This is a genomic window from Allobosea sp. (assembly GCF_035999205.1).
Classification (GTDB): Bacteria; Pseudomonadota; Alphaproteobacteria; order Rhizobiales; family Beijerinckiaceae; genus Allobosea.
The window spans coordinates 146,030-171,752 of sequence record NZ_DASYHA010000024.1 but is presented as its reverse complement, the minus strand read 5'-3'; the positions used below and the strand labels follow the sequence as shown (position 1 = coordinate 171,752).

22 protein-coding genes and 1 tRNA gene are annotated in these 25,723 nt (G+C 67.0%); 10 read left to right on the top strand and 13 right to left on the bottom strand.

The window, feature by feature from the left end:
* Window positions 1–181: 181 nt before the first annotated feature.
* The 3 genes from VGN82_RS13425 to guaB all read right to left on the bottom strand — a co-directional run bounded on the left by VGN82_RS13425 (window position 182) and on the right by guaB (window position 3,539).
* Window positions 182–1,300, bottom strand: coding sequence for a DUF2865 domain-containing protein (locus VGN82_RS13425; protein WP_327527522.1), 1,119 nt, complete (start codon window positions 1,298–1,300; stop codon window positions 182–184).
* Window positions 1,301–1,495: 195 nt separating this feature from the next.
* Window positions 1,496–1,906 (bottom strand): MAPEG family protein, encoded by a 411-nt coding sequence (locus VGN82_RS13420; RefSeq protein WP_327527521.1) that lies wholly within the window; start codon window positions 1,904–1,906, stop codon window positions 1,496–1,498.
* A 139-nt stretch (window positions 1,907–2,045) separates the two neighbouring features.
* Window positions 2,046–3,539 carry an IMP dehydrogenase gene (gene guaB / locus VGN82_RS13415; RefSeq protein WP_327527520.1) on the bottom strand — a complete coding sequence of 498 codons (1,494 nt, stop codon included), beginning with the start codon at window positions 3,537–3,539 and terminating at the stop codon, window positions 2,046–2,048.
* 326 nt (window positions 3,540–3,865) lie between these two features.
* Here guaB and VGN82_RS13410 point away from each other — a divergent pair, with 326 nt between their 5' ends.
* Both VGN82_RS13410 and VGN82_RS13405 read left to right on the top strand, forming a co-directional pair.
* The gene (locus VGN82_RS13410) at window positions 3,866–5,305 is read left to right on the top strand and encodes an MFS transporter (RefSeq protein ID WP_327527519.1); all 1,440 of its coding nucleotides are present in this window, start codon (window positions 3,866–3,868) and stop codon (window positions 5,303–5,305) included.
* A gap of 7 nt (window positions 5,306–5,312) precedes the next feature.
* Window positions 5,313–5,963, top strand: a complete 651-nt coding sequence (locus tag VGN82_RS13405) for a hypothetical protein (protein ID WP_327527518.1) — start codon at window positions 5,313–5,315, stop codon at window positions 5,961–5,963.
* 12 nt (window positions 5,964–5,975) lie between these two features.
* Here VGN82_RS13405 and VGN82_RS13400 read toward each other — a convergent pair whose 3' ends face one another.
* On the bottom strand, window positions 5,976–6,776 hold the full coding sequence (locus tag VGN82_RS13400; protein WP_327527517.1) for an RlmE family RNA methyltransferase: 801 nt from the start codon (window positions 6,774–6,776) through the stop codon (window positions 5,976–5,978).
* A 57-nt stretch (window positions 6,777–6,833) separates the two neighbouring features.
* Entirely contained in the window at window positions 6,834–7,859 is a 1,026-nt protein-coding gene (locus VGN82_RS13395) for a Ppx/GppA phosphatase family protein (RefSeq protein ID WP_327527911.1), read from the bottom strand.
* A gap of 370 nt (window positions 7,860–8,229) precedes the next feature.
* Here VGN82_RS13395 and glpK point away from each other — a divergent pair, with 370 nt between their 5' ends.
* Together glpK and VGN82_RS13385 are read left to right on the top strand one after the other, a co-directional pair.
* A complete protein-coding gene (gene glpK, locus VGN82_RS13390) occupies window positions 8,230–9,771 on the top strand; it encodes a glycerol kinase GlpK (protein WP_327527516.1) in 1,542 nt (513 codons plus the stop codon).
* A 217-nt stretch (window positions 9,772–9,988) separates the two neighbouring features.
* Window positions 9,989–10,062 (top strand) — tRNA-Gln (locus VGN82_RS13385).
* 266 nt (window positions 10,063–10,328) lie between these two features.
* On the opposite strand, the gene VGN82_RS13380 is transcribed toward VGN82_RS13385, so the two are convergent.
* Window positions 10,329–11,246 (bottom strand): LysR family transcriptional regulator, encoded by a 918-nt coding sequence (locus VGN82_RS13380; protein ID WP_327527515.1) that lies wholly within the window; start codon window positions 11,244–11,246, stop codon window positions 10,329–10,331.
* A gap of 146 nt (window positions 11,247–11,392) precedes the next feature.
* Between VGN82_RS13380 and VGN82_RS13375 the strand changes: the two genes are divergently transcribed.
* The 4 genes from VGN82_RS13375 to VGN82_RS13360 all read left to right on the top strand — a co-directional run bounded on the left by VGN82_RS13375 (window position 11,393) and on the right by VGN82_RS13360 (window position 15,594).
* Entirely contained in the window at window positions 11,393–12,973 is a 1,581-nt protein-coding gene (locus VGN82_RS13375; protein WP_327527514.1) for an ABC transporter substrate-binding protein, read from the top strand.
* Between the two features lie 65 nt (window positions 12,974–13,038).
* Window positions 13,039–13,992, top strand: coding sequence for an ABC transporter permease (locus tag VGN82_RS13370; protein ID WP_327527513.1), 954 nt, complete (start codon window positions 13,039–13,041; stop codon window positions 13,990–13,992).
* A complete protein-coding gene (locus VGN82_RS13365) occupies window positions 13,989–14,843 on the top strand; it encodes an ABC transporter permease (RefSeq protein ID WP_327527512.1) in 855 nt (284 codons plus the stop codon). The genes VGN82_RS13370 and VGN82_RS13365 overlap by 4 nt, the downstream gene beginning before the upstream one ends.
* A gap of 76 nt (window positions 14,844–14,919) precedes the next feature.
* A complete protein-coding gene (locus VGN82_RS13360; protein WP_327527511.1) occupies window positions 14,920–15,594 on the top strand; it encodes a GDSL-type esterase/lipase family protein in 675 nt (224 codons plus the stop codon).
* Between the two features lie 27 nt (window positions 15,595–15,621).
* On the opposite strand, the gene VGN82_RS13355 is transcribed toward VGN82_RS13360, so the two are convergent.
* From VGN82_RS13355 to VGN82_RS13325, 7 genes are all read right to left on the bottom strand, one after another.
* Window positions 15,622–16,431, bottom strand: coding sequence for an ABC transporter ATP-binding protein (locus VGN82_RS13355; RefSeq protein WP_327527510.1), 810 nt, complete (start codon window positions 16,429–16,431; stop codon window positions 15,622–15,624).
* On the bottom strand, window positions 16,428–17,501 hold the full coding sequence (locus VGN82_RS13350) for a FecCD family ABC transporter permease (protein ID WP_327527509.1): 1,074 nt from the start codon (window positions 17,499–17,501) through the stop codon (window positions 16,428–16,430). The genes VGN82_RS13355 and VGN82_RS13350 overlap by 4 nt, the downstream gene beginning before the upstream one ends.
* Window positions 17,498–18,493, bottom strand: a complete 996-nt coding sequence (locus tag VGN82_RS13345; RefSeq protein ID WP_327527508.1) for a FecCD family ABC transporter permease — start codon at window positions 18,491–18,493, stop codon at window positions 17,498–17,500. The genes VGN82_RS13350 and VGN82_RS13345 overlap by 4 nt, the downstream gene beginning before the upstream one ends.
* Window positions 18,490–19,338 carry an ABC transporter substrate-binding protein gene (locus VGN82_RS13340; protein ID WP_327527507.1) on the bottom strand — a complete coding sequence of 283 codons (849 nt, stop codon included), beginning with the start codon at window positions 19,336–19,338 and terminating at the stop codon, window positions 18,490–18,492. Before VGN82_RS13340 ends, VGN82_RS13345 begins: the two co-directional genes overlap by 4 nt.
* Before the next feature lie 78 nt (window positions 19,339–19,416).
* A complete protein-coding gene (locus VGN82_RS13335; protein ID WP_327527506.1) occupies window positions 19,417–21,831 on the bottom strand; it encodes a TonB-dependent receptor in 2,415 nt (804 codons plus the stop codon).
* A 141-nt stretch (window positions 21,832–21,972) separates the two neighbouring features.
* Window positions 21,973–22,968, bottom strand: coding sequence for a FecR family protein (locus VGN82_RS13330; RefSeq protein WP_327527505.1), 996 nt, complete (start codon window positions 22,966–22,968; stop codon window positions 21,973–21,975).
* A gap of 29 nt (window positions 22,969–22,997) precedes the next feature.
* Entirely contained in the window at window positions 22,998–23,489 is a 492-nt protein-coding gene (locus tag VGN82_RS13325) for an RNA polymerase sigma factor (protein WP_327527504.1), read from the bottom strand.
* 181 nt (window positions 23,490–23,670) lie between these two features.
* Between VGN82_RS13325 and VGN82_RS13320 the strand changes: the two genes are divergently transcribed.
* Window positions 23,671–24,492 (top strand): siderophore-interacting protein, encoded by an 822-nt coding sequence (locus VGN82_RS13320; protein ID WP_327527503.1) that lies wholly within the window; start codon window positions 23,671–23,673, stop codon window positions 24,490–24,492.
* Window positions 24,493–24,680: 188 nt separating this feature from the next.
* Window positions 24,681–25,577 (top strand): transglutaminase family protein, encoded by an 897-nt coding sequence (locus tag VGN82_RS13315; protein ID WP_327527502.1) that lies wholly within the window; start codon window positions 24,681–24,683, stop codon window positions 25,575–25,577.
* Window positions 25,578–25,723: the final 146 nt, after the last annotated feature.

Genomic DNA, 25,723 nt, shown 5'->3' with positions numbered 1-25,723 from the left:
CGATAGAGCGCTCCGCACGAGGCGTCAATGCGATAATCCTTTTAAATCAAAGCGTTAAAACGGAGATGCTCTAGTTCTTCTTTAGAATAATTTGAATAAGAGCGCCATCCATCAGAAACATTTCGACATTTTTCGTCGGGCTGGGGACGTAAGACTTTTGTCGGGCGACCTTGGTCGGTACTTATTCTGACGCGCTTGTGAGCGAGATGACGCGAACGGGACCGCGCCTCGACGGGTCCAGGGAGCCGCGCAGGGTGAATCTGTCAGTCGCATCGCTGGCGACGCTGTCATCCTGAAGGCTGGCCTCGCGCAGGCGCATTTGCCGGCGCAGGCCGCGGGCCTCGGCCTCCATCCGGGAGATGCCGACGCGTTCGTCGATCTGCTTACGCTGGCCGTTGCTCAGCTCCGAGGCGCTGCGGAAATCGCGGAAGTCACGGGTGCTGTAGGGCCAGTTCGAGCCACCGACGAAGGTCCGGACCTTGCCATCAAGCACCACGCTGTCACCCGGGCGCAGGGTGAAGTCGCGCAGCAGCGAGACGCGGCGCTCGCCCGCCTGAACGATGGCCGGGCGGCATGCCGCCGCGTCCTTCGTGGTTTCATGGCTCCAGGCCATCGGCAGCGCATCGTAACGCTTGCCGTCGGCGGCCACTGCATCACCGATATTGGCGGAGCCGGCGGCGACGCGGAAGACCTTCACCGGGATGCCCGGGTTCATCGCCTGGCAGAGTGCTTCATGCGCCTTCATGTCGGAGGCGACGCGGAGATAGCCGATCGGCGCATGGAAGCCGTCGCAGAGGCGCACGCAGATCGTGCGCGCGACATCGGCCGCACCGGAGGCAGTGTCGAGCCGGGCCTGGGTGGTGCGCTTGGCCTGCCGCTTGGGTGCGTCCGCTGCGGCACGCTGGCGGAAGGGATTGAGTTCGACCGGCGGATGCGCGATCCGGCCGTCGGGCCGCATCTGCAGCAGTGGCAGATGCCACCCGGAGCGAGCGGGTGCATAGGCCGAGGCGCGCGGCTGGCTTGCTGCCTGGCTGCTTTGCTGGAGGGCTTGCCGGTTGACGTATTCCTGATGATGGAAGGCGCGAACGCCCGCATCGTCCTCGGCCTGGACCAGTGAGACGGTGAAGACGACGCCGCCGGCGCCCAGTGCGATGCCGAGCGCCGTCATGGCGGCGAGGCGCGCCGGCCTGCTGGCACGCGGCAGGCGTGCCAAGGGCAGGATTTCGCTCGAAGCGCTTGAAGCAAATGGCTTGTCGCTGCAGGTCGAAGCCTGCGTCGCAACTTCACGGACACGCAACATCGCGTCGACTCCACCCTACGCTTGTCTACCCGTCCGCCGCCTGCAGGGTGTAGTTTACTTTTCGTTAAGGTTCAACGCCGGCACGGGTCTCAGCCGGCAAAATGGAGTGCGATGCTTAACGCGACGAGCCGTCGGCTCCACATCGGTCCCGGTCAGCAACCATGGGCGCCGATGCTTGCGTGGAGCTTGCGCAGGCTACAGCACGGCCAGGACGACGCCGCCCCACATGCAGAACAGCACCGCGACGCCAATCGCAAAGACCGTCGCCCGGATTCGCATGTCGTTGGAGCCGACATGCACCAGCGTGTGCACGACGCGGGTCGCGACATACGCCCAGGCGAGGGCGGCCATGATGTAGTTCGTCGCCCCGACCTCCATTGCCAGCATGATCAGCGCGAAGAAGACGAGAGGGGTCTCGAACTGGTTCGAGAAATTGGCTGCCGCGAGGCGCGCGGGCTCGGGATAGCGCTCGTTCGAGACCGCGACGTCCGCCATGCGGACCTGCTTGCTGTCGAAGGCCGCCTTCCGGCGCAGGAACATGATGACGAGGACGACGAAGATCCAGAGGAGCAGGGCCAGCGAAGGATAGACCAGCTTGAGCGACATCAGCGTCTCCGATCGTCCGCTGTGTGGCGTCGAGCCGGCACCGCGCGATCGGGAGCGAAGCCAACATGCCCGCAAAATGCAAGCGCGGCGGGCCCGAATGGACCCGCCGCGCTCAAAATGACGGTGGATAGCTGCCCTGTTAGGAGCGGGTCGGGTAGTTCGGGCTCTCGCGCACGATGGTCACGTCGTGGACATGGCTCTCGCGCAGGCCGGCGCTGGTGATGCGGATGAAGCGCGCCTTGGCCTGGTAGTCCTTCAGATCCTTGCCGCCGACATAGCCCATCGCAGCGCGAAGACCGCCGGCGAGCTGGTGCAGCACGCCCGAGACCGGGCCCTTATAGGCGACCTGGCCCTCGATGCCCTCGGGGACGAGCTTCAGCGCGTCCTTGATGTCCTGCTGGAAGTAGCGATCCGCCGAGCCGCGAGCCATCGCGCCGACCGAGCCCATGCCACGATAGGATTTGTAGGAGCGCCCCTGGTAGAGGAAGGTCTCGCCGGGCGTCTCGTCGGTGCCGGCCAGCAGCGAGCCGACCATGGCGCAGGACGCGCCTGCCGCCAGCGCCTTGGCGAGATCGCCCGAGTACTTGATGCCGCCGTCGGCGATGACCGGGATGCCGGCCTTGGCGGCGGCAGACGCGGCATCCATGATGGCGGTGAGCTGGGGCACGCCGACGCCGGCGACGATCCGGGTGGTGCAGATCGAGCCCGGCCCGATGCCGACCTTGATCGCATCCGCGCCGGCATCGATCAGCGCCTGGGCGCCGCCGGCCGTCGCCACGTTGCCGGCGATGATCTGGACGGCGTTGGAGAGCTTCTTCACGCGCGCCACGGCCTCGAGCACCTTGGACGAGTGGCCATGGGCGGTATCGACGACGATCAGGTCGACGCCAGCATCGACCAGCATTTCCGAGCGCTCATAGCCGAGATCGCCCGTCGTCGTCGCAGCTGCGACCAGCAGCCGGCCCTTGGCGTCCTTGGCGGCATTGGGATGGGCGACCTGCTTCTCCATGTCCTTGACGGTGATCAGGCCGATGCAGCGATAGTGATCATCGACGACGAGCAGCTTCTCGATGCGGAACTGGTGCAGCAGCCGGCGGGCCTCGTCCTGAGTCACGCCTTCGCGGACCGTGATCAGCCGGTCCTTGGTCATGATCTCAGACACGGGCTGCTCGGGATTGGCAGCGAAGCGGACATCACGGTTGGTGAGGATGCCGACGAGCTTGCCCTTGTGGCCCTGCGGGCCGCGCTCGACCACCGGGATGCCGGAGATCGAGTTGTGCTTCATGATCGCCAGCGCATCGCCCAGCGTCTCGTCGGGGAAGATCGTGATCGGGTTGGCGACCATGCCCGATTCGAATTTCTTGACGAGACGGACCTGCGCCGCCTGCTGGTCGGCTTCGAGGTTGCGGTGGACGACACCGAGGCCTCCGGCCTGCGCCATGGCGATCGCCATCTTGGCTTCGGTCACGGTATCCATCGCCGAAGCGATAATCGGCAGGTTCAGAGATATCGTCTTGGTGAGCTGGGTGCTGATGTCGACATCGGCCGGCATGACCTCGGACGGTCCGGGCTCGAGCAGCACGTCGTCGAAGGTGAAACCGTCGCGAATCAGACCATCGAGGGAAGCAGTCATCGTCAACTCCGACACCGGCTCGAGCCGGTTCTGTTGCGGTCTCGCGGAGGGCGCCCGCGACCGGGTTGACGAGGCCCGTTAGCATGGGCTCAGCGCCGCCGCTAGTATGCCGATGCGAATATTTTGCAGTGCGGCACCAGCGTGGCGTCATGCCTCGATCCCGCGGCCGTCCAGACGGTCGACGCTGACCGGCTGCGCCGCGGGATCGTTGCGCGCTGCCGGCCTGCTCAGCCGGCAGGCGCATGACGGCTCTGCGGTCCCGCTCTCGTCAGAGCGGGGGCGCGTCGATAAAGCAGGCCGCGTACTCCTGTCGCCGGAAACCAGCCGTGCAACGCGCCAAACTCCTGCCCCTGATCGTCGCCTGCGCGCTCTTCATGGAGAACACCGATTCGACGGTGATCGCGACCTCGCTGCCGGTGATCGCGCAGTCGCTCGGCGAGGATCCGATCGCCCTCAAGCTGGCGCTGACCTCCTATCTCGTCAGCCTCGCAGTGTTCATCCCGATCTCCGGCTGGATGGCGGACCGTTATGGCGCCCGCACGATCTTTCGCGCCGCGCTCGGCGTGTTCATGCTCGGCTCGATCCTCTGCGCGCTGTCGAATTCGCTCGGCGCCTTCGTCGGCGCGCGCTTCGTGCAGGGCATGGGCGGGGCGATGATGGTGCCGGTCGGGCGCCTCGTCATCCTGCGCAGCGTCAGCAAGTCGGAGCTGGTCGGTGCTCTGGCCTATCTGACCGTGCCGGCCCTGGTCGGGCCGGTGGTCGGCCCGCCGCTCGGCGGCTTCATCACCACATATCTCGACTGGCGCTGGATCTTCTTCATCAACATTCCGATCGGGATCGTCGGCATCGTGCTGGCGAGCCTGTTCTTCGAAGATGTCAGGGAAGAGGACGTCGCGCCGCTCGACATCAAGGGCTTCCTCCTCTCCGCCTTCGGCTTCGCCAGCCTGATGCTGGGTCTTGCCACGGGCGGGCGCCATCTCGTGCCGGAAGCGGTGTCCTATGCCTGCGTCGCGGCGGGCATTGCGGCCCTGGTCGCCTACTGGTTCCATTCCAGGCGCGTCGCCCACCCGGTCCTGAACCTTTCGCTGCTGAAGATACCGACCTACCGGATCGGCGTGATCGGCGGCTCGATCTTCCGCACCGGCATCGGCGCGATCCCCTTCCTGCTGCCGCTGATGCTGCAGCTCGGCTTCGGGCTCGATGCACTGCAGTCGGGGCTGATCACCTTCGTCTCGGCAGCCGGCGCGCTGCTGATGAAGACGCTGGCGAAGACGATCCTGGCGCGCTTCGGCTTCCGCCGCGTCCTGACCGTCAACGCCGTCGTCGGCGCCGCCTTCCTGGCGGCATCGGGTCTGTTCACGCCGCTGACGCCGCATTGGCTGATGCTGTCGGTGCTGCTGATCGGCGGCTGCTTCCGCTCGCTGCAATTCACCGGCATCAACGCACTGAGCTATGCCGACGTTTCCAACAGGGAGATGTCGAGCGCGACCAGCCTGTCGAGCGTGGCGCAGCAATTGTCGCTCAGCCTCGGCGTCACCATCGGCGCCTTCGCCCTGGAGACGGCGCACGCGCTCCATGGCGGCGCTGCTCTCGGCGCTGGCGACTTCTGGCCCGCCTTCATGCTGGTCGGGCTGATTTCCGCCTCCTCGGTCTTCATGATGGGGCAGCTCGCGCCTGATGCCGGCGCCGAGGTCTCAGGCCACGCCCCCTTCAGCGCCCGCAAGGCGACGGCCGAGGCGATCGCCGACCAGAAGCCGCTGGAATGACGGCTGCTTGCCCGATGCCGCAGCGTCAGGGCACAATCCTGCGATGGAGCCGGCGGCGGACAGTTCCGAGGCGCATTTCGATCTCGCCATCAGCGATGGCGGGATGCGGCTCAAGCTCGCCGAGGCCCGGCTGACGCTGAGCGACGAAGGGATCAGCTATACGCTCGACGATCGAAGCGGGCTGAGAGCCTTTTCGAATCTGCGCAGCGTCAGGATCCAGGCCCTCCATGGTGGCAAGCGCAGTCCCTGGGAAGCCGTGATCGAGCTGGCGTTCGACCGCGGCAAACCGCTGTTCGTGCATTCCAGCTCGCCCTGGGGCGCCAATGATCCGGGCCGCGACCCGGTCTTCATCGCCTTCGTCGAGGAGCTGCACCGCCGTATTCCGGCTGGCGACGCGGCGCGAATCCGGTTCCTGCGTGGCATTCCGCAGGGCCGGCACAACGTCATGCTCGGGATCCTCGCCCTGTTCCTGATCGTCTTTGGCGGTGCCGGTCTCTGGATCCTCGTGAAGACCGCCGACGGCACCATCCCGGTGCTCGAAATCCTGTTCCCGATCGCCGCCCTCATCGGATTTGGCGCCTGGATCTGGCAATCGATCGAGAAGGGCCGCCCCGGCCTCTATAGCCCCGACCGGCTGCCGCGCGATCTGTTTCCGTAGGGATGTGGTCCTCTAGGCCTCGGTGAGGTCCGGCCCGTCGTCGGCCGCGGACGCGTCCGCCTTCCGCCGATAGCCCGTCGCAAGCACGTAGAGCTCCGACGAATCCGCTCGGCTCGCCGACGGCTTGACGTTGCGCACGGTCGTGAAGTCGCGCTTGAGCTGGGCCAGGAGCCCGGCGCTGTCGCCACCCTGGAACAGCTTCGCCAGGTAGAAGCCGCCCGGTGCGAGAATGGTATGGGCGAAGTCCAGCGCGGCTTCGGCCAGCGCGATGATCTTGAGATGGTCGGTCTTCTTGTGGCCGGTCGTGTTGGCGGCCATGTCGGACATCACGCCGTCGGCCCGTCCGCCCAGCCGGTCCGTCAGCAGGGCAGGGGCCTCGTCGGCCATGAAGTCCATCTGGATCAGGTCGACGCCCGGAATCGGATCGACGGGCAGCAGGTCGATGCCGACGATCCGGCCCTTGCCCTTCTCCAGTCCGATCCGTGCCGCCGCGATCTGGCACCAGCCGCCTGGCGCGCAGCCGAGATCGATCAGCTTCTGGCCGGGTTTGAGGAACTTGTAGCGGTCGTCCATCTCCTCGAGCTTGAACGCGGCGCGCGAGCGATAGCCCATCTCGCGGGCCCGCTTCACGTAGGGGTCGTTGAGCTGGCGCTCGAGCCAAAGCTGCGAGGAATGCTTGAGCTTGCCGGCCTTCTTGACCTTGACGCGCAGATCGCGAGCGCCGCCGGACGTGCCGGCGACGCCGACCGCCTTGCCGGTCGACTTGCCGCCCGACTTGCCTGCGGATTTTCCGCCCGACTTGATGGTGCTCATGCGCCCACTCCCGGCGGCGTTGCCGTGCTGCCGGCCCGTGTCCTCACAGACGTCATGTCATCTCCGGCGCCACCAGGCGCGGTCCTCATGCATCATCCTGAGCAGGATGCCCTCGCGCAGGCCGCGATCGGCGATGCGGACCCGCTCGCTCGGAAAGGCGCGGCGGATCGCCTCGAATATGGCGCAGCCAGCCAGCACGAGATCGGCCCGCTCGCGGCCGATACAGGCATTGGCCGCACGCGCTGCATAGTCCATCTCGACCAGCCGGTCGATGACGGCGAGAATGTCCTCCTGCCGCATCCACAGGCCATCGACCTCGCGGCGGTCGTAGCGGGGCAGGCCGAGATGGATGCCGGCGACCGTCGTGACAGTGCCCGAGGTACCCAACAGGTGGAAGGCCTTGGCGCCGCGCGCAGCCGCGGCCTTCTTCGCGAAGGACGCCAGTTCCCGTCCGCAATCCTCGACCATCGTCTCGAACAGCGCCCTGCTGACATCGACGCCGCCATAACGCTCGGCCACCGTGACCACGCCGATTGGCAGCGACGCCCATTCCCGGATGCGGGCGGCGGGATCGCGAGCCTCGTTGCGGCCGCCCATCCAGACGATCTCGGTCGAGCCGCCGCCGATGTCGAAGACGATCACGCCCTCCGCCGCTGGGTCGGCGAGGGCGGCGCAGCCGGAGACGGCGAGCGTCGCCTCGGTGCGCTGGTCGATGATCTCGAGCTCGAGTTCCGCCTCGTCCGCGACCCGGCGCACGAAATCCGAGCCGTTGACGGCGGCGCGGCAGGCCTCCGTCGTCACCAGCCGCGCCCTTGTGACATTGCGCTGCGCCATCTTGCTGCGGCAGACCTTCAGCGCATCGACGGCGCGATCCATGGCGGCGTCGCAGAGCCGGCTGCTTGCCGCCAGGCCCTCGCCGAGCCGGACGATGCGCGAGAAGGCGTCGACGACGCGAAAGCCGTGCTGCGCCGGCCGCGCGATGAGCAGGCGGCAGTTGTTGGTGCCGAGATCGAGCGCGGCATAAGTCGCAGCCGGAGGGCGCGGAACATAGCTTCGCGCAGCCTCGCCTGCGGGAGCCGTCAGGCCCGCATCGGCCAACCCAGGCGCAGCCGCCCGCGTTCCGCCGCCCGCATAGGCCTCGGCGCCGTGAAACTGCGGTAGCGCCACTGCCGCGGCATCCCGCTCCTGCCGGTCCTCGACCGCCACCCTGCTCGTTCCTTTGGCCTGCCGCACGCGCCCCGGGAGGCGCGGCTGCCGAGCCGGGCGAAAAGCCCGGCTGCCCGTTCGGCACGAGCGTAACAACAGCGGGACTGCGGTGCCAAGCGGAACCTTCTGCCGGCAACGATCAGCGGTGGAGCCTTTGGGAGCCCTTGCCCTCCGCCGCAGGCTTCGGCCAGTCTTCGGCAAGATGGCCTCGACGCATGGCCGCAGCTTCAGGGAAGGGACCGCCGCCATGGCCGCCGCACGCCATATCCTCGCGATCGACCAGGGTACGACCTCCTCGCGCGCGCTGGTCTTCGATGCCGGGCTCAATCTCCTCGCCAGCGCCCAGCGTGAATTCGCGCAGCATTTCCCGGCCTCCGGCTGGGTCGAGCACGAGCCCGAAGACATCTGGGACAGCGTTCTGGCGACCTGCCGCGAGGCGATCGCCAAGGCACGTCTCGATGCGGGCGCCATCGCTGCCATCGGGATCACCAACCAGCGCGAGACGACGCTGGTCTGGGACCGTGTGACCGGCCGTGCCATCCACCGCGCCATCGTCTGGCAGGACCGGCGCACCGCCGCCCGTTGCGCCAAACTGGTTGCGGCCGGCCACGAGCCGCTGGTCGCATCCCGTACTGGCCTGCGCATCGATCCTTATTTCTCGGCGACCAAGATCGCCTGGCTGCTCGACAATGTTCCCGGAGCCAGGCGGCGTGCAGAGGCGGGTGAGCTCGCCTTCGGGACGGTCGATTCGTTCCTGCTCTGGCGACTGACCGGCGGAGCGGTGCATGCGACCGATGCGACCAACGCCTCGCGCAGCATGATCTTCGACATCAATCGCGGTGCCTGGGACGAGGAACTGCTGGCGCTCTTCGACATCCCGGCCACGCTGCTGCCGGAGGTCAAGGATTGCGCGGCGTTCTTCGGCGAGACGGTGCCGGAGCTGCTTGGTGCGGCGATCCCGGTGCGCGGCATCGCAGGCGACCAGCAGGCCGCGACGATCGGCCAGGCCTGCTTCTCGCCGGGCATGGTGAAGTCGACCTACGGCACGGGCTGCTTTGCGCTGCTCAACACCGGCGACACGCCGGTCGCTTCCAAGCACCGACTGCTTTCGACCATCGCCTACCAGCTCGACGGCAAGCGCACCTATGCGCTGGAGGGCTCGATCTTCGTCGCGGGCGCTGCGGTGCAATGGCTGCGCGATGGGCTCGGCATCATCAGCGACGCCAGCGAGACCGGGCCACTGGCCCAGTCCGCAGATCCAGCGCAGGACGTCTATCTGGTGCCGGCCTTCGTCGGCCTCGGTGCCCCGCATTGGGATGCCGAGGCACGCGGCGCGATCTTCGGCCTGACGCGAGGCAGCGGCCCGCGCGAACTCGCCAAGGCGGCGCTGGAAAGCGTCTGCTACCAGACGCTCGACCTGATCGAGGCGATGCATGCCGACTGGTCACAGGCCGAGTCGGGGGGCAGCCGGGCGGGTAGCGGCTCAGGCGGGCAGGGCGCGCGCTCGGTGTTGCGCGTCGACGGCGGCATGGTCGCATCCGACTGGACGATGCAGCGCCTCGCCGACCTCCTCGATCTGCCCGTGGACCGTCCGAGTCTGCGCGAGACGACGGCGTTGGGCGCCGCCTATCTCGCCGGCCTCGACGCCGGGCTCCTGCCCGGGCCCGACCGCTTCGCCGATCTCTGGCGGCTGGAGCGGCGCTTCACCCCGGCAATGGCGGCGAGCGAACGAACCCGCAAGATCGCCGGCTGGCACGACAGCCTGCGCCGGACGCTGAGTGGCGCCTGATGTGGCGCCTGATTCCGTGTACTAGGCCCCTGGCATGGCTTGCTCGGGGCGTCGGCCTGTCCGGGGGGCAGGGCGCTCGGACAAGGGGCGCCACCGCTTCAGCGGCTTATGCGCAGCGATTGCATGGACGCGTGCAATCAGGGGCTTGCCATTCGGCCGAGCTTTGATTAGACCGCCGCTCACCAACGCGAACGCAGCTTCCAGCGCGGCGCACCGTTGGGGGATCGTCTAACGGTAGGACCCCAGACTCTGACTCTGGTTGTCTAGGTTCGAATCCTAGTCCCCCAGCCACTCCTTAGTGGCGCTATCTTTCTCTTCATATCCAGGCCTGATCGAGTTGCAGCGCCCCGGTCTCGGCGGGTGCATGGCGGGCAGTATCGCGGCGCCTCGATCCCGCTTGCCGGGATGGCAACTGAGCCGATTCACATCTCTCGCAGCGGCCCGCTCAACGCCACCCCTTCGATCGTATGGGCGCCTATGAGAGAGAGGGCGAGCGCGCTGTAGCTGGCGCTGCGCGGTGAGGTCACGGCCGAGCAGATTCGGTCTGATGCGGCCCGTCATATCGGGAGTTCGCCGTCGAGCTCGCCAGCCTCGATCGCGCGCCGGACCTCGGACCTGATCGTGTCGGCCAGGCTCAGAACGGTCGCGTTGTTGCGTTTGATCTTCGAGGCGGCAAGCTGGAAGTACAGGGTGAGCCCCGGGTCCGTCACGCGCCGGATGGCGAGCTTGGTTGGGTCCCCGCCGGTCAGGAGGCTCAGCGGCACGATCGCCGCAGCGCGCCCGCGCTCGATCATCGGCCGCACCGCCAGGAAATCGTCGACCTCGGCATAGATCTTCAGCGGAACGTCGTGGTCGCGGGCGCAGGCTTCGACGATGCGTCCGAGCGCATTCTGCCGGCTGTGGACAAAGAGCGGCCCGGCAGCCGCCTCCGCGAATGTGATGGTCGGCGGCACCGGCCCTTCGGCCCGGGCGACGTGGAACAGCGGCGCCTGCGCCAGCGTCTCGACGAGTGCGCCGGAGGCGGGGCGCTCGGAGTTGAAGATGCCGATGTCGATCTCGTCGCGCGCCACCCATTCCGCGATCTGGAGGCTCGATCCGCCGCGGGCATGCAATTCGATCTCGGGAAAGCGCTGGGTGAAGGCCGAGATGATCGGCGTCGCCAGCGGGATGCTGATCGTGCCGGTCCAGCCCAGGCGGATCGAAACGGCATTCCCGGCGCGCCGACCGACCAGCGCCTGCTTCGCCATGTCGAGCCCGGCAATGTGCGGGGCGATCGCTGCCTGGAATGCCGCCCCTTCACGCGTCAGCGAGACGCCCCGCCCATTGCGGTGGAAGAGGCGGGTCGAGAGCTCGTCTTCCAGCAGCCGCAGATCCCGGCTCAGGGCCGGCTGCGCGACGCCGAGATGCAGGGCCGCCTTCATCAGGTTGCCGGTCTCCGCGATCATCAGGAAATTCTTGAGCTGCCGGAGTTTCACTGTCGTTCCAACGGCCTGACATAACAGATTGCTATATCTGAAACATAACTACGGCACTAGGTGCAAGGGCCAAGCTTCGCTAGTTTCGGCCCCAAGAACATGCCCGACGAGCAACGGGCGGCACGGGGAAATGCCGGGAGACATCGATGCTGAGAAACGTCATGGCGGCTGGGTTGGCCGGTTCGCTCTGCCTTGCGGGTTCGCTCGGCCCGGCGCGGGCGGAATCCGTCCTGAAGATCAAGAATACCGGCGACATCAAGCAGCTCGATGCGCTCTTCACCTCGGCCTACCCGGTCAGGGACATGGCCTATCTGATCTATGACACGCTGTTTTCGCTCGACGGCGATTATCGCGTCCAACCGCAGATGGTCGAGAGCCACAAGCTCTCCGACGACGGCAAGACCTACACATTCAAGCTGCGCGACGGCCTGACGTTCCATGACGGCAAGCCCGTCACCAGCGCGGACTGCATCGCCTCCATCGAGCGCTGGATGAAGAAGGATAGCCTGGGCGCCGAGATCGAGAAGCGCCTGGACGCGATGAAGGCGGTCGATGCGACGTCCTTCGAGGTCCGGCTGAAGGAGCCGTTCCCGCGCATTCTCGACGGCTTCGCCCGCATGACCGCCTATCCGCTGTTCATCATGCCGGAGCGGCTGGCCAAGACGCCCGCGACGACCGAGCTCAAGGAGTTCGTCGGCTCGGGCCCCTTCAAGCTGCTGCCGGACGAATGGGTCCCGGGCGTGAAGTTCGTCGTCGCCAAGCACGCTGGTTACAAGCCTCGGAGCGAAGCGCCGAGCGGCCTTGCTGGAGCCAAGACGGCCGGGGTCGATCGCATCGAGCGCATCCAGTTCAGCGACGATCTCAGCGCGGTCAATGCGCTCCTGGCCGGCGAGATCGACTATGTTGCCGAATTGCCTTCCGAGATGCTGCCGGTTCTGGAAAAGGACAAGTCGGTCCAGATCGCGAAGGCACCCGTCCTCGGCAAGAACTTTCAGGTGGTGATCAACCACACCCAGCCGCCGATGGACAACGTCAAGATCAGGCAGGCGCTGCAATACGCGATCAGCCAGTCGGATTCGATGCAGGCCATCTTCGGCAACCGCAAGGATCTCTACCAACTCTGCCCGGCTCTGTTCATGTGCGGCAGCCCCTACGAGACCGATGTCGGCAGCGAGCGCTTCATGAAGCAGGACTTCGAGAAGGCGAAGGCGCTGCTGAAGGAGGCCGGCTACGACGGGACGCCGATCGTCTATCTCCACCCGATGGATGCCAAGACGCAGCGCGACATCGGCACGGTGATGGTGAGCTCGATGCGCAAGGCCGGCTTTGTCGTCGAGGACGTGCAGATGGACACGGCGACGATGTTCACCCGCCGAACCAACAAGGGGCCTCCGAAGCAGGGCGGCTGGAACGTCTTCATCACCGGCTTCGCGGGTGATGCGCTGATGGACCCGCTGACCAACCCCTATGTCACCGGAGCCTGCGAGAAGGCCTTTATCGGCTGGCCCTGCGACAAGCCGCTGCAGGCGCTCTGGCAGAAATTCCTCGAAGCCTCGGACGACGCCACGCGCAAATCGGTCGCGGTGGAGATGCAGGCGCGGTCGAACGAGATCGTGACCTATATCCCGCTCGGCCAGTTCAACGACCTCTCGGCCTGGCGCAAGACCGTGTCGGGCTTCGTTCCGGGACCGACATTGACCTACTGGAACGTGCGCAAGTCGGATTGAGCCGACTTTCATTCCGACTTGACGGGCCGGGGCGTGAGCTCCGGTCCACGCCTGCAAGGTCTCTCATGGCGCGCTACCTGTTCTCGCGGCTCCTGGCGACCCTGCCCGTCATGCTGACGGTCCTGGTCGTGGTCTTCATGCTCCTGCACATCGGTCCGGGCGATCCTGCGGCGGCCATGGCGGGCGACAACGCCAGCCCCGAGCAGATTGCGCAGATCCGCCAGCGGCTGCATCTCGACCAGCCGCTGGTCGTCCAGTTCCTGATCTATTTGCGCCAGTTGGCCCAGTTCGACCTGGGCGTTTCCGTCTACTCGGGCCGCCCAGTCGCGATGATGATCCTCCAGCGTGCCGAGCCGACGCTGATGCTGGCCCTCACCACGACGCTGCTGTCGGTGCTCGTCGCCATACCCGCGGGCGTCTTCGCCGCCAGGCGCCTTGGCCTGGCGACCGATTATGTCGTGATGGCGCTCTCTGTTGCCGGCTTCTCGATCCCCGTCTTCGTGATTGGCTATGCCCTGATGCAGGTTTTCGCGATCGAGCTCGGCTGGCTTCCGGTGCAGGGCTATCGCCCGCTGGCGAGCGGCGTCTGGAACACCCTGCGCAGCCTGACGCTGCCCACCGTCGCGCTCACGCTGCTCTTTGCCGCGCTGGTCGCGCGCATCACGCGGGCGACGCTGCTCAACGTCCTGTCCGAGGATTACATCCGCACCGCAAGGGCCAAGGGCCTGCCCGAGGGCCGTGTGATCGCGACGCATGCGCTGAAGAACATCGGCGTGCCTGTGGTGACCGTCGTCGGCACATCCTTCGCAGCATTGCTCGGCGGGGTCGTCGTGACCGAATCCGTCTTCAACCTTCCCGGGATCGGGAGGCTGACCGTCGATGCCATCCTGTCGCGCGACTACCCGGTCGTGCAGGGCGTGATGCTGGTCTTTGCCTTCGCCCTGGTCGTCGTGAACGTGCTCGTCGACCTCAGCTATGCGGTGTTCGACCCGCGCATTCGGCAGGGCATGCGGGCATGAGCGCGCCGTCCCTACCGGCACGCGTCGGCCTGTCCCTGAAGGCATCGCAGGTCGCGATCGGCCTGAGCGTTGCCGTCGTCGCAGTCGTGGCCGCCTGCGCGCTGCTGGCTCCCGCGGTCCTTGGATACAGCAACGACCTCAACATGGGCGCCGCGCTGCAACCGCCGGGCGCGGCTCACTGGTTCGGAACGGATAATCTCGGCCGGGACATCTTCACCAGAACCTTGTCTGGCGCCCGGACCTCACTGGTGGTGGGGCTCGGCGTCTCGATCCTCACCCTGGTCGCCGGCGGCCTCATTGGGCTTGTGGCGGGCTATGTCCGAGTGGCCGACACGCTGCTGATGCGAATCATGGACGGGCTCATGGCGATTCCCGGCGTCCTGCTGGCGATCGCCCTGGCCTCGCTCCTCGGTGGCGGGCTCCTGACCGTCATGATCGCGATCAGCGTGCCCGAGATCCCGCGCACGGCGCGGCTGATGCGCAGCGTCGTGCTCAGCCTGCGCGAGATGCCCTATGTCGACGCGGCGATCTCGATCGGATCGAGCACGCCACGCGTCCTGCTCCGGCATATCCTGCCGAATGCGACGGAGGCTCTGGTCGTCCAGGCGACCTTCGTCTGCGCCTCGGCGATCCTCGCCGAAGCCATTCTCAGCTTCATCGGCGTCGGGATCTCGCCGGACCTGCCGAGCTGGGGCAATGTGATGGCCGGTGGCCGGCAATTCTTTCGCGTTGCTCCATGGGTCATCGCCTTTCCCGGCCTTTTCCTGTCGCTGCTGGTGATCGCGATCAACGTGCTCGGCGACGCCTTGCGCGAACGCATCGACCCACGGCTTTCCGGACGGAGGGCCTGATGCGCCACGACGCCTGCCCGGGCTCGGACGCCCGCTCGCATTCCCCGTTGCACCCCTTGCTGATGAGAGTCGTTGCGTGAACCGGTACCCTTCGATTCCTGCTGCCAGCGGCCCGATTTCGTCAGTGGAATGGACCACGACGCGCTACGACGACGACGTGCTGGCGGTGCGGCAGCAGATCAAGCGCAGGCGCTTCACCGGCAAGCCGATCGTCTTCTTCGGCTCGTCGTCATTCCGCTACTGGCACCGCATGGCCGAGGATTTCGGCTCGCTCGAGGTCGCGAACCTCGGCTTCGGCGGAGGGACGGCGGAAAGCGGCCTGCGCTATTGCGACAGCCTGCTCGACCTCGTCGAACCCGGGCGGATCGTGCTCTATTTCGGCGAGAACGACATTGCCAATGACGGGCTCGACGCATCCTCCGCCTTCGCCGCGATGGAGCAGTTGACGCGACGGCTACGCGAGAAGTTCGGCTCCGTCCCGATTGACCGTCTCTCGATCAAGCACAGCCCCGGACGCTGGCTCTATGCCGGTGAATTCAACGCCTTCAATGCCATGCTCAAGGAAAGCCATGCGGACGGTGGACCTGGCGGCTATGTCGACGTCTGCAGCTGCCTGCTCGGGAAGAATGGCCGGCCGATGGGCCGGTGCTACGAGGCCGACGGCGTCCACCTGAATGCATTCGGCTACGCACGTTGGGCGGATGTGATCGCTGCGTCGGTCGGCCTGTCCGCAACAAAGCCAAGTGTTTGACGTGGCGATCTTCGACATTCGGTCCCGCTAGCGCGCCGGCACGCCGCCCTGGCTCCGGCCCGGAACGATCATCGGAGTTCCCGTAATGGGATCAGCGATGACGATGCAGGCGATCCCGAAGACATGCTGGACGAGTTCGGCCGTGACGATCTCGGCCGGTGCCCCCTGTGCTGCGATAGCCCCCTCCTTCATCGCGACGAGATTCGTCGCATAGCGGCAGGCCTGGTTCAGGTCATGGAGCACGGCAACCAGTGTCTTCCCCGCCAGGCTGAGCGACCGACAGAGTTCGAGGATCTCGATCTGGTGCGCGATGTCGAGGAATGTCGTGGGCTCGTCGAGCAGCAGGATGTCAGTCGCCTGGGCCAGGGCCATCGCGATCCAGACCTTCTGGCGCTGGCCGCCGGAGAGTTCATGCAGGAGGCGGGAGGCGAGGGCGGCAACGCCCGTCGCCGCCATGGCGTCCGCGACCGCGGCCTCGTCTGCCGACGACCAGCGCCGGAACAGCCCCTGATGCGGATGGCGGCCGCGGCTGACGAGGTCTGCCACGGTGATGCCGTCGGGAGCCTCGGCGCCTTGTGGCAGAACCGCGAGCCGGCGGGCGAGGTCGCGCTGCCGCAATCCGGCGATCTCGCTGCCATCGAGCAGGACGGCGCCGTCCGAGGTCGGATGCAGGCGGGCGAGCGAGCGCAAGAGTGTCGACTTTCCGCAGGCATTGGGGCCGACGATCACGGTCAGGCCGCCAGCCGGAAAGGCCACGTCCAGCCCGTGCAGGATCTCGCGGCGGTCATGGCGCGCCTTCAGACCGCGCGCCATCAGCGGATGATCGAGGCGCTTCATCGAGGCGCACCTGGCCTGACGAAGCGCGAACGCAGCAGCACGGCGAAGTAGAAGCCGCCGAGGCAGGCCGTGACGGCACCCACCGGCAGGGAGCGGGGAGCGAACAGCGTGCGAGCGGCAAGGTCCGCGCCGAGCAGGAAGACGACGCCGACCAGCATCGAGGTGAGCAGCGGCAGGCCAGCCGTGCCGGCCATGCGGCGCGCGACCTGCGGCGAGATCAGCGCGACGAAACCGATGGGCCCGGCGAGCAGCGTTGCCGTGGCGGTCAGCCCGAGCCCGGTGAGCGCGAGCCGGAGGCGGGCGTTCCCGGCCGGCTGGCCGAGCGACAGCGCCTTGTCGTCGCCAAGCTCGAGCGCCCGCATCATCCGACCGCAGCCGAGGCCGAGCGGCAGGAGAAGGCTGAAAAGTGTGGTCGCTGTCCCGAGCCGGACCCAGTCGATACCTGCCAGGGAACCCTGCTTCCAGTTGGCCAGGGTCAGAGCGGTATCGAGCGGCGCTGTGAAGACCAGCCACTCGGACAGGGCGGAGAACAGAGCGCCGATCGCGATGCCGGTTAGGATCAGGCGCAACCGATCGGCATGGAGCCCGCCCGACAGAAGCAGGATGAGCGTCCCGGCGACAAGGCCGCCGCTCAGCGTTGCCGAGGTGAGTGCGACCGTGCTGCCGCCAGCGAGCATCGCCAGGGCCAGCCCGAGGAAGGCGCCGGCATCGAAGCCGAGGATGTCGGGACTGCCGAGCGGGTTCCGCAGCAGCGTCTGGAACAGGGCACCGGCGAGCCCGAGACCGGCTCCGGCCAGGGCAGCGCCGAGGACACGCGGCAGCCGCCACTCCAGCAGGACGAGGCGCTCGGCCGGTTGGCCCTCGCCGGAGAGTGTATGCAGCACCTGGGCGAACGAGACCGGCATGGTCCCGAGACGCAGTGCGGCCAGAGCCAGGACCAGGCCGAGCAGCCCAAGGCCGAGGCAGACGGCCGACGTCCGGGCGTCGATCCGCATGGACAGTCGTTCTGCGAACAGCCGCAACGCGGGCGGTGCGAAGACAGGCTGCCGGCTTATGACGACGCGGTTCATGGCCGTTCCAGCCGGCGGTGACCACGGGCGACGAGGACCAGCACCGGCGCACCGAGCAGCGCAGTGACGACACCGACCGGCAGCTCGCCCGGAAGCACCGCGACTCGTCCGAGCGCGTCGGCGGCGATCGTCAGTGCCGCGCCGAGCAAGGCCGCCTGCGGCAGGAGACGTGCCTCATTGGCGCCGACAAGCCGCCTTGCGATGTGAGGCGCGGCGAGGCCCACGAAGGCGATCGGCCCGGCGGCCGCGGTCGCTGCGCCGGCGAGCAGGACCACGGCGAGAAAGCAAAGCGCCTGCGTCCGGCCGACCGAAATGCCGAGCGATGCGGCACGATCCTCGCCGAGCGCCAGGAGGTCCAGCCGCGGTGCGATCAGCGCCGCCAGCCCGAAGCCGCTCAGGATGACCGGCAGCACTGCGGGCAGGATCAGGTGCGCGTCGCCCGACAACGCCCCGACCCGCCAGTTGCGCACCAGATCGAAGCGTTCGGGGTCGGCCAATGCGATCGCTTGCGTCAGGCCATAGCAGAGTGCGCCGACGGCGACGCCCGAGAGTGCGATCTGGACGGGTGCGACCGCGCCTCTCGCCGTGCCCGCGACGAAGGCGACCGCACATGCCGCCATGGCCGCGCCGCCGGCAGCGAGCGCCAGCAGCGCAGGCATGCCGCTCCATCCGAGCAGGCCGGCACCCAGGACGACGGCCAGGCTGGCGCCGGCATTGATGCCGAGCAGGCCGGGATCGCCGAATGGGTTGCGGGTCGCGGATTGAATGATCGCGCCGGACAGGCCGAGGGCCGCGCCTACCAGTCCGCCCAAGACGATCCGGGGCAGCCGCAGCTCTCGCATGATCAGGGAGGCCTCGTCGCCGCTGCTGCCGAACAGCCCCGCGATCACGGCGTCGGGTGGCAGCCATCTCGCGCCGGCCATCATCCCGGCGAGCGTCGCAAGGCTGACCGCGGTCGCCGATACGACGAACAGGGCAGGGCGGCGCCTCATCCTACCAGGCGCTGATACAGCGCCTCCCAGCCGGCAAGCAGATAGCGAGCGGTGTAGCTGGCGCCGAAGGTGCAGTTCCCGGCGATGGTCTGGATGCGACCGGCCTGCACGAACGGCAGCCGCTGCCACAACGGTTCGCGCGCCAGGGCCTGCGGCGCGCCATCGCCGAAATCGATCAACAGGACGCCGTCGACACGGCCAAGCACGTCGCCGAAAGCCTCGAGCGCGACCTCGCCATAAGGTCCCAGCACATCTGCCCCGAGCTCGCGCCCGCCGAGATCGGCGAGAACCTGGGCCGGCATGACGAGGCCATTGCCGGTCCCGGCGCTGCGCACCAGAATGCGCCGCTTGATCCTGTCGAACTGAACGGCGGCGACGAGGCTTCGCGCGATTGCCTGCGCATGGCTCGCGCGGATCGCTGCGACGCGCGCGGCGTGCTCGGCGATGATCGCCTCGGCGATTTCGCCCTTGGCGATCCATTCGGCGAGGCGCCGCAGATTGGCCTGCCACGAGAGAAGGTGGTTGCTGGGCAGGACAGGGGCAACCGCTTGCAGCCGCGCCAGCGGCCACCAGTCGGAGCGGGGCCCGGTGTCCGGACAGAGGATCAGGTCCGGCGCGAGCATCAGGATCTGTTCGAGATCGGGCGGTGCCGCGAGGAATGGCACATCGCTGGGTACCGGCACCCAGGCGCGCGCGCGGCTATGGCTGTAGCCGATCAATGGCAGCTCGAGCGCGAGTCCCATTTCGAGGCTGATCCGGGAATCGATCGCGATCACGCGCCGCGGCGCGGCGGGGATCGAGATCCGACCGAGCGACGTCTCGACGTTTCGATCGAGGCTCGCCAAGGCGGGCCCACCGGGAGCGAGCAAAGCTGCTCCACCCGACAGGGTGAAGCAGCGCCGTGTCAGCCGATGCGGCAAGGCTCAGAACTCGAAGGTCGAGGAGACCGAGACCATGCGCGCCTCGCTCGGATAGAGCAGGTTGAAGCCGGGATAGGTCGTCCAATAGCCCTTGTTGAACAGGTTCGTCACATTGGCCTGCAGCGTGATCGGCTTGGCGCCAGGGCGCTCGATCTTGTAGCGGGCCCCGATGTCGACGGTGGTCCAGGCCTTCAGCTTCTGCAGGTTGGCGGCGTCCGCATAGTTGGAGCCGGTGTAGATCACGCGGCCGAACAAGGTGAGCTTGGGCACGAAGCTTGGATCCCACTCCATGCCGAGATTGGCCTGGACGTGCGGTGCACCCGGTGCCTGCTTGCCGTCGAAGGTGCCGTTGGCCGTGCGGGTCTGCTCGGTGTCGAGGAAGGTGATGCCGCCGAGCGCCCTGACGCCTTCGACCACCTCGCCGGCGACGCTCAGCTCGATGCCCTGGTAGCGGGTCTCGCCATCGTCGGTGAAGGTATTGGTCGCGGTGTTGGCGATGCCCGAGGCTTGGGTCGAATGGAAGAAGCTCGCCTGGGTCATCAGCTTGCCCCAGTCGACCTTCACGCCGGCTTCGTACTGCTTGGTGACGAAGGGAGGCAGGACCTGCCCAGCATTGACGAAGGTGTTGCCGACCACGGTGCCGGCCGTGAGGCCCTCGATATAGCTCGCATAGAGCGAGACGTTCTGCCACGGCTTGACGACGAGGCCGAAGATCGGGGTCACGGCGTCGCTCTTGTTGCGCGAGGCCACGGCGCCCGTCAGCAGGGTGTAGTTGTTGATGTCGACGAACTGCTTGCGAACGCCGAGCGTCAACTGGACCCGCTTGTCGAAGGCCGAGAGCGTGTCGGAGATCGAGTAGCTGGTGAAGGTGTTGTCGTTCTGTCGGTAGCGGCTCGCGGGGGCGACAACCGGATTGGGCGAGAATGTCGGATTGTAGATGTTGGATGATGTGACCGAGAGGGTCGTCGGCGGAGCCGAGGCGCGCGCTTGGTAGAAAGTATTGGCCGAGGCAACGACCTCATGATCGATGGGCCCGGTGCTGAAGCGTCCGCGAACCCCGGTTTCAGCTGAATAGCGATTGATATCGATGAGATAGCGCGAGCCGGTGCTGATGAAATCGCCGTTGCGGCGCAGGCTGCTGCCGGCCTCGACCTGCTGGTCCCAGTCCATGTGGCTGACGCCGCCCTTGGCATAGAGCATGACATCCTTGGTGATGTCGTACTCGGCCTGCAGCATGCCGTAGCTGTCGGCGAACTTGCTGTAGTTCCAGGGCGAGACATAGGACGTGTCGGGCTTGATCGGCCGCGGAATGGGCTCGCCGGCGAGCGGCGTCACCGTGTTGTTCATCCGGTCGGTGTTCAGGACCTGATAGCCGCCGTCGAGCGAGATCCGCAGATTGTCGCCGCGATAGTCGAGGCCGAGCGTGCCGTTCGCCAGCGTCTGCGACTGCTGGTCGATCGGCGTGCCGCCGTCGCGGAACAGCAGATTGGCGCGGACGCCGATCTGGTTCTCCGAGCCGAAGCGCCGGCCGACATCGAGATGGCCGCCGAACTGGGTGTTGCTGAGCCAGGTCGCGGTGAAACGGGTCAGGGGCTCGTCGCCGGCGCGCTTGGGCACGAGATTGATCACGCCGCCGACGCCGCTCGGCGAGAGGCCCCCGAGGAAGGCGCCGGGGCCCTTCAAGATCTCGACGCGCTCGATTCCGGCGAGTGTCGATTGCGCATTCGGCGCGATGCCGAACAGGCCGCCGAAGGCGATCGCCGCATTGCCGACCTGGATGCCGCGAATGACGAAGTAGTTCGCGTTGCCGACATTGGTCGGCTCGACATTGCGGATCGAGGAGTCGTTCCTCACGACGTCGGCGACCGACTGCGCCCGCTGATCCTCGATCAGTTTCGCCGTGTAGTTCGTCACCGAGAAGGGCGTGTCCATGACGGAACGCTGGCCGAGCACGCCAAGCGATCCACCGGTGGCGATCAGGCCGCCGGCATAGGGCGGCGCGAGGCTGCCCGCACCCTGCACGTTGATGGCGTCGAGCTGGATCGAGCCTTCCGGAGCCGCGCCTCCGCGCGTTGCCGTCGCGCTGGGGTCGTAGATCTCGACGGTCGTGGCGTTGCTGAATCGATAGGACAGGCCGGTGCCGGAGAGCAGCGTGCCGAGCGCCTGGGCGACCGTCATCGAGCCGCGCACGGCCTGGCCACGTCGGGATGCGGCTGGCGTCTCGGCGAAGACCACGTCGATACCGGCGATGCGGGCGACGTCGTTCATCGCGGACCGGACCGGCTTGGCGGGAATCTCGAAGCGGTAGGTTGCCTGGGCCCGTTCCTGCGCGACCGCCGCAGGCACGAGGCTGATCGCCTCGAACGCCCCGATGCAAACCGTGGTCGCCAGCAGCGCCGCGATCCTGCTCCTAGCCATATCCGTCATTCCACTCGTCCCCAGCCGACACTGCCGAGAGCGCCGCGACGATCGCGACGCGTGCCTCTCAACCCACATGTCGTCTGTCGACCCGGCGCACCCTCACATCCGGCAGAAAAAACATTGAGGAGCGCGGCGGGCTCAGGGCGAGACCACGGTGATACGGCCGAGCCGGGTCAGGCGGAAGCCGACCGAGGACTGGACCGCTGCCAGTGCCGCATCGGTGTCGCGCAGCGCGACATTGCCGCTGACGCGCCGGTCGCCGAGGTCTGAATCGATCAGGACGATGCGGCCTTCGCGGTAGCGGCCGATGCGTTGCAGCACGTCTGCCAGCCGCACATTGGTGAAGATGAAGCGGCCGCCACGCCAGGCGGCAGTCTCGTCGGGATCGACCGCATGCGCCGTCCCGAGCCCCGCCTTGCCGTATTCGACACTCTCGCCCGGCTTCAGGACGACCTCGTTCGAGCGGTCGAGCAAGCCGACCTGCAGGCTGCCGCGCTCGAGCGTCACCGTCACCTCGTCGCCTTCGCGCGAGGCGACCTCGAAGGCCGTGCCCAGAACGCGTGCGGCGCCGTTGCGTGCGGTGACGACGAAGGGCGTCTGCGCGGGCTCGACGGCGAAGAAGGCCGCTCCGCGCAGGAGCGTGACGCGCCGCTGCGACGAGGAGAAATCGATGTTCACCGCGCTGTCGGCATCGAGGATCAGGGTCGAGCCGTCGGCGAGTGCGACCTGCCTCTGCTCGCCGCGCGCAGTCGCGAGGTCAGCCTGCCAGTTCTCGATCAGATGAGGCTGCTCGAGCCAGAGCCAGGCGCCGGCGACCACTGCCGCGACGCCCAGGACGACGCCGGCTGCACCGCCAGCCAGGCGGCGCTTCCGCCGGAGTTCACGGATGCGCTCGATCGGGCCCGCCAGGTCTCCGGCTTCCCGCAGGTCGAGCGTTCCGGCCGCCGGGCCAAGATCCGACCAGAGCGTCTGGACGCTCTGGTAGCTGCGCGCATGCGCAGGGGAGGCCGCGAGCCAGCGGGCGAAGTCCTGCCTGTCGGCGTCGGACGGCCGGCCGTTCATGCGGGTGAACCAGGCGATCGACTGCCGTTCCAGCAGCGCCTCGTCTGGTTGGTGGGTGTCCTCGCTGGACATCTCAGGCCGCCCGTCCTCGTCCAGAGCGCTCAGCGCACGCCACTCCTGCAGGCGAGCAGCGCCTTGGCGATCTCGCGCTCGACCGTCGAATAGGACAGGCCCAGCGCCGCTGCGATCTCGTCATAGGAGCAGTGATGGCAGCGGTTCAGCAGGAAGACCTGGCGTGTGCGCTCGGGCAGGGCCGTCAGCGCGGCATCGAGACGCGCGAGTTCCTCACGCGCCGTGACGATCTGGTCCGGCTGGATTACAGGAGCGGCATACTGCTCTTCCGTGATGCCGGCCAGGAAACGTCTGCGCCGGTGCTCCGCGCGGAAATGGCTGATAGCAGTGAATTGCGTCGCTCGCGCGAGATAGGCCGGCGTCCAGGCGATCTGCTCGCGGGCTCGCGACCACAACGCGGTGAAGACGTCCTGCACGACGTCGGCCGCCTGGGCCGGCCCGACCTTGCGTGCGGCGATGCGCTGGAGCCGACGATGCTCGGAAGCGTAGAGGCTTTCGATGTCGTCGACACTCGTGGACATGAAAGGGGGCTCCCGCAACGCGAAGACGTTTGTGCTTAGCAGCGGAAAACCTGGCCTTCAACAAGCATGATTTAGAAATAGTCCAAACAAATCAAAGATAAACAGCTTGCTTGCCGCCGCGAAAACGCGGACAAGCTGCGCCCCGTCGAGATCTGGCCAGTGGAATGCGGGGCTGCCGAAGATGACGAAGCCGATGTTCCACGAAGCGACGGTGACCGGCCGCCATCTGCTGACGTCGGGCATGGTCCGGCTCACCTTTTCGGGGGACGGGCTCGCCGCCTTTCGCTCGACCGGGATCGCCGATGAATACATCCGCCTGTTCTTTCCCGATCCCGAGACCGGCGAGCTGGCGCTGCCGACCATCGATGCCGACGGGCGCTGGACCTTCCCGGACAGCGGGCCGCCCGTGCGTTACGCGACCTATACCGTGCGCCAGTTCGACGCCGAGCGCTGCGAGCTGGTCGTCGATTTCGTGGTTCACGAGGGAGGGCTTGCCAGCGACTGGGCGCAGAACGCCAGCCTCGGCGACCGGATCCTGATCAACAATCCGCGCGGCCTTTACAAGCCGCCCGAGGATCTGCGCTGGCAGATCCTGCTCGCCGATGCGACCGGCCTGCCGGCGGTGGCCCGGATCATCGAGCAGACGCCTTGCCATGTCGCCAGCCGGGTCTTCATCGAAGTTGCGGATGAGGCCCATCGCCAGCCGCTGCCGGAGCATCCGAGGGCCCGTGTTACCTGGCTGACGGGGACCGGCAATGGCGTTGCGCCGAGCCTGCTCTCGGACCTGATCGGTCAGGTTCCGCTATTGGAGGGGGGCGGCTATCTCTGGGGCGCCGGCGAACAGAGGTCGGTGCGGGCGCTTCGCCGCTTCGCCAGCGAAACCTCCGTATTTGGCGACGGGCGCCACAAGCTCGTGGCCTACTGGATCGCCGAGGAGGCGGTGGAAGATGGGGGGCAGCGGACCCGACTGCCCGAGGAGGTTTCAGCGGACTGGTCCCAATAGGTCCTGGCCGGACGCCGCACGCCTGTCACATCGCACTGGAATGCCCGGTCCCGATCGGCAATGATCCGCTGTCAGCTGCCAACCGCCGCAGCCTGACCGGCCCGGAACAGGATGACGCTCGCCATCGTATAGCGCCCACGACAAAACGTGTTGGGGAAGCGACCATCCTGCGATGCAAGGGGGCTCCCATGGCAATACTCGGCACCATCAGCCACGTCACGACCTATCGATATGCCAAGCCGGTAAGCTTCGGAACGCATCGAGCCATGTTCCTGCCAAGGAGAGGCGCATGCGCCCGTCTCCTCAGCTGGTCGGCAAGGACGAACATTCCCTCGAAGATGCACTGGATCAGTGATTCCCGATCCAATTCCGTTACCGTCATGGAATTCAGTGAGCCCGGCAGCGAGCTCACTTTCACCTTCGAGGTGAGCGGCGTCTATTTCGGGATTAGCGGGGTCGAGGCATTCCCTCTGGACCCGCGAGCCGAGGAAATCCCCGTCCAGTACACCCCCGACGAGTGGACCGACTTGGCTGGCTATTTGCGTCCCCATGCGGAGGATCCCGACGGGAGCCTGGCCGCATGGGCAAAGAGCTTCGTTGCTGGCGACCAGGACCGGGCGGTCGATGCCCTGCGGCGCATGCTGAACATCTTTCGGGACAGCTTCCGCTACCAGGCGAGGGAAGAGGAGGGGACCCAGACGCCGGGCGAAACGCTGCGCTCGCGATCGGGCACATGTCGGGACTATGCCTGGTTGATGGTCGAGGCCCTGCGGCGGCTCGGCTTCGCATCTCGTTTCGTCTCCGGCTATCTGTATGACGGCACCGTCGATGGTGGCGCCGTCGGCACCTGCGGAGCGGGCGCTACCCATGCCTGGCTGCAGGTCTTCCTGCCCGGTGCCGGATGGCTGGATTACGATCCAACGAACCAGATCAGTGCCGGCTTTGATCTCATTCCGGTCGCGGTGGCCCGACATCCCGGCCAGGCAATTCCGCTGGCCGGTTCGTGGTTCGGAGATGCCGGGGACTATCTCGGCATGACGGTGAACGTTGCCGTGCAGAAGATCGGCGAGGTGCCGGACCTCTGACAGCGACCGGGTCCGCTTTCGGACAGTCTTGGCCAAGAAGGCGACATGCTGCACCCCGCAGAGGCGTCGCAAGAAGGCGGATTCATCATTCGGTTCAACGAAATCGAAACGATGCACCCGTAAACGATCGCAAGGCCGAGCCGGTC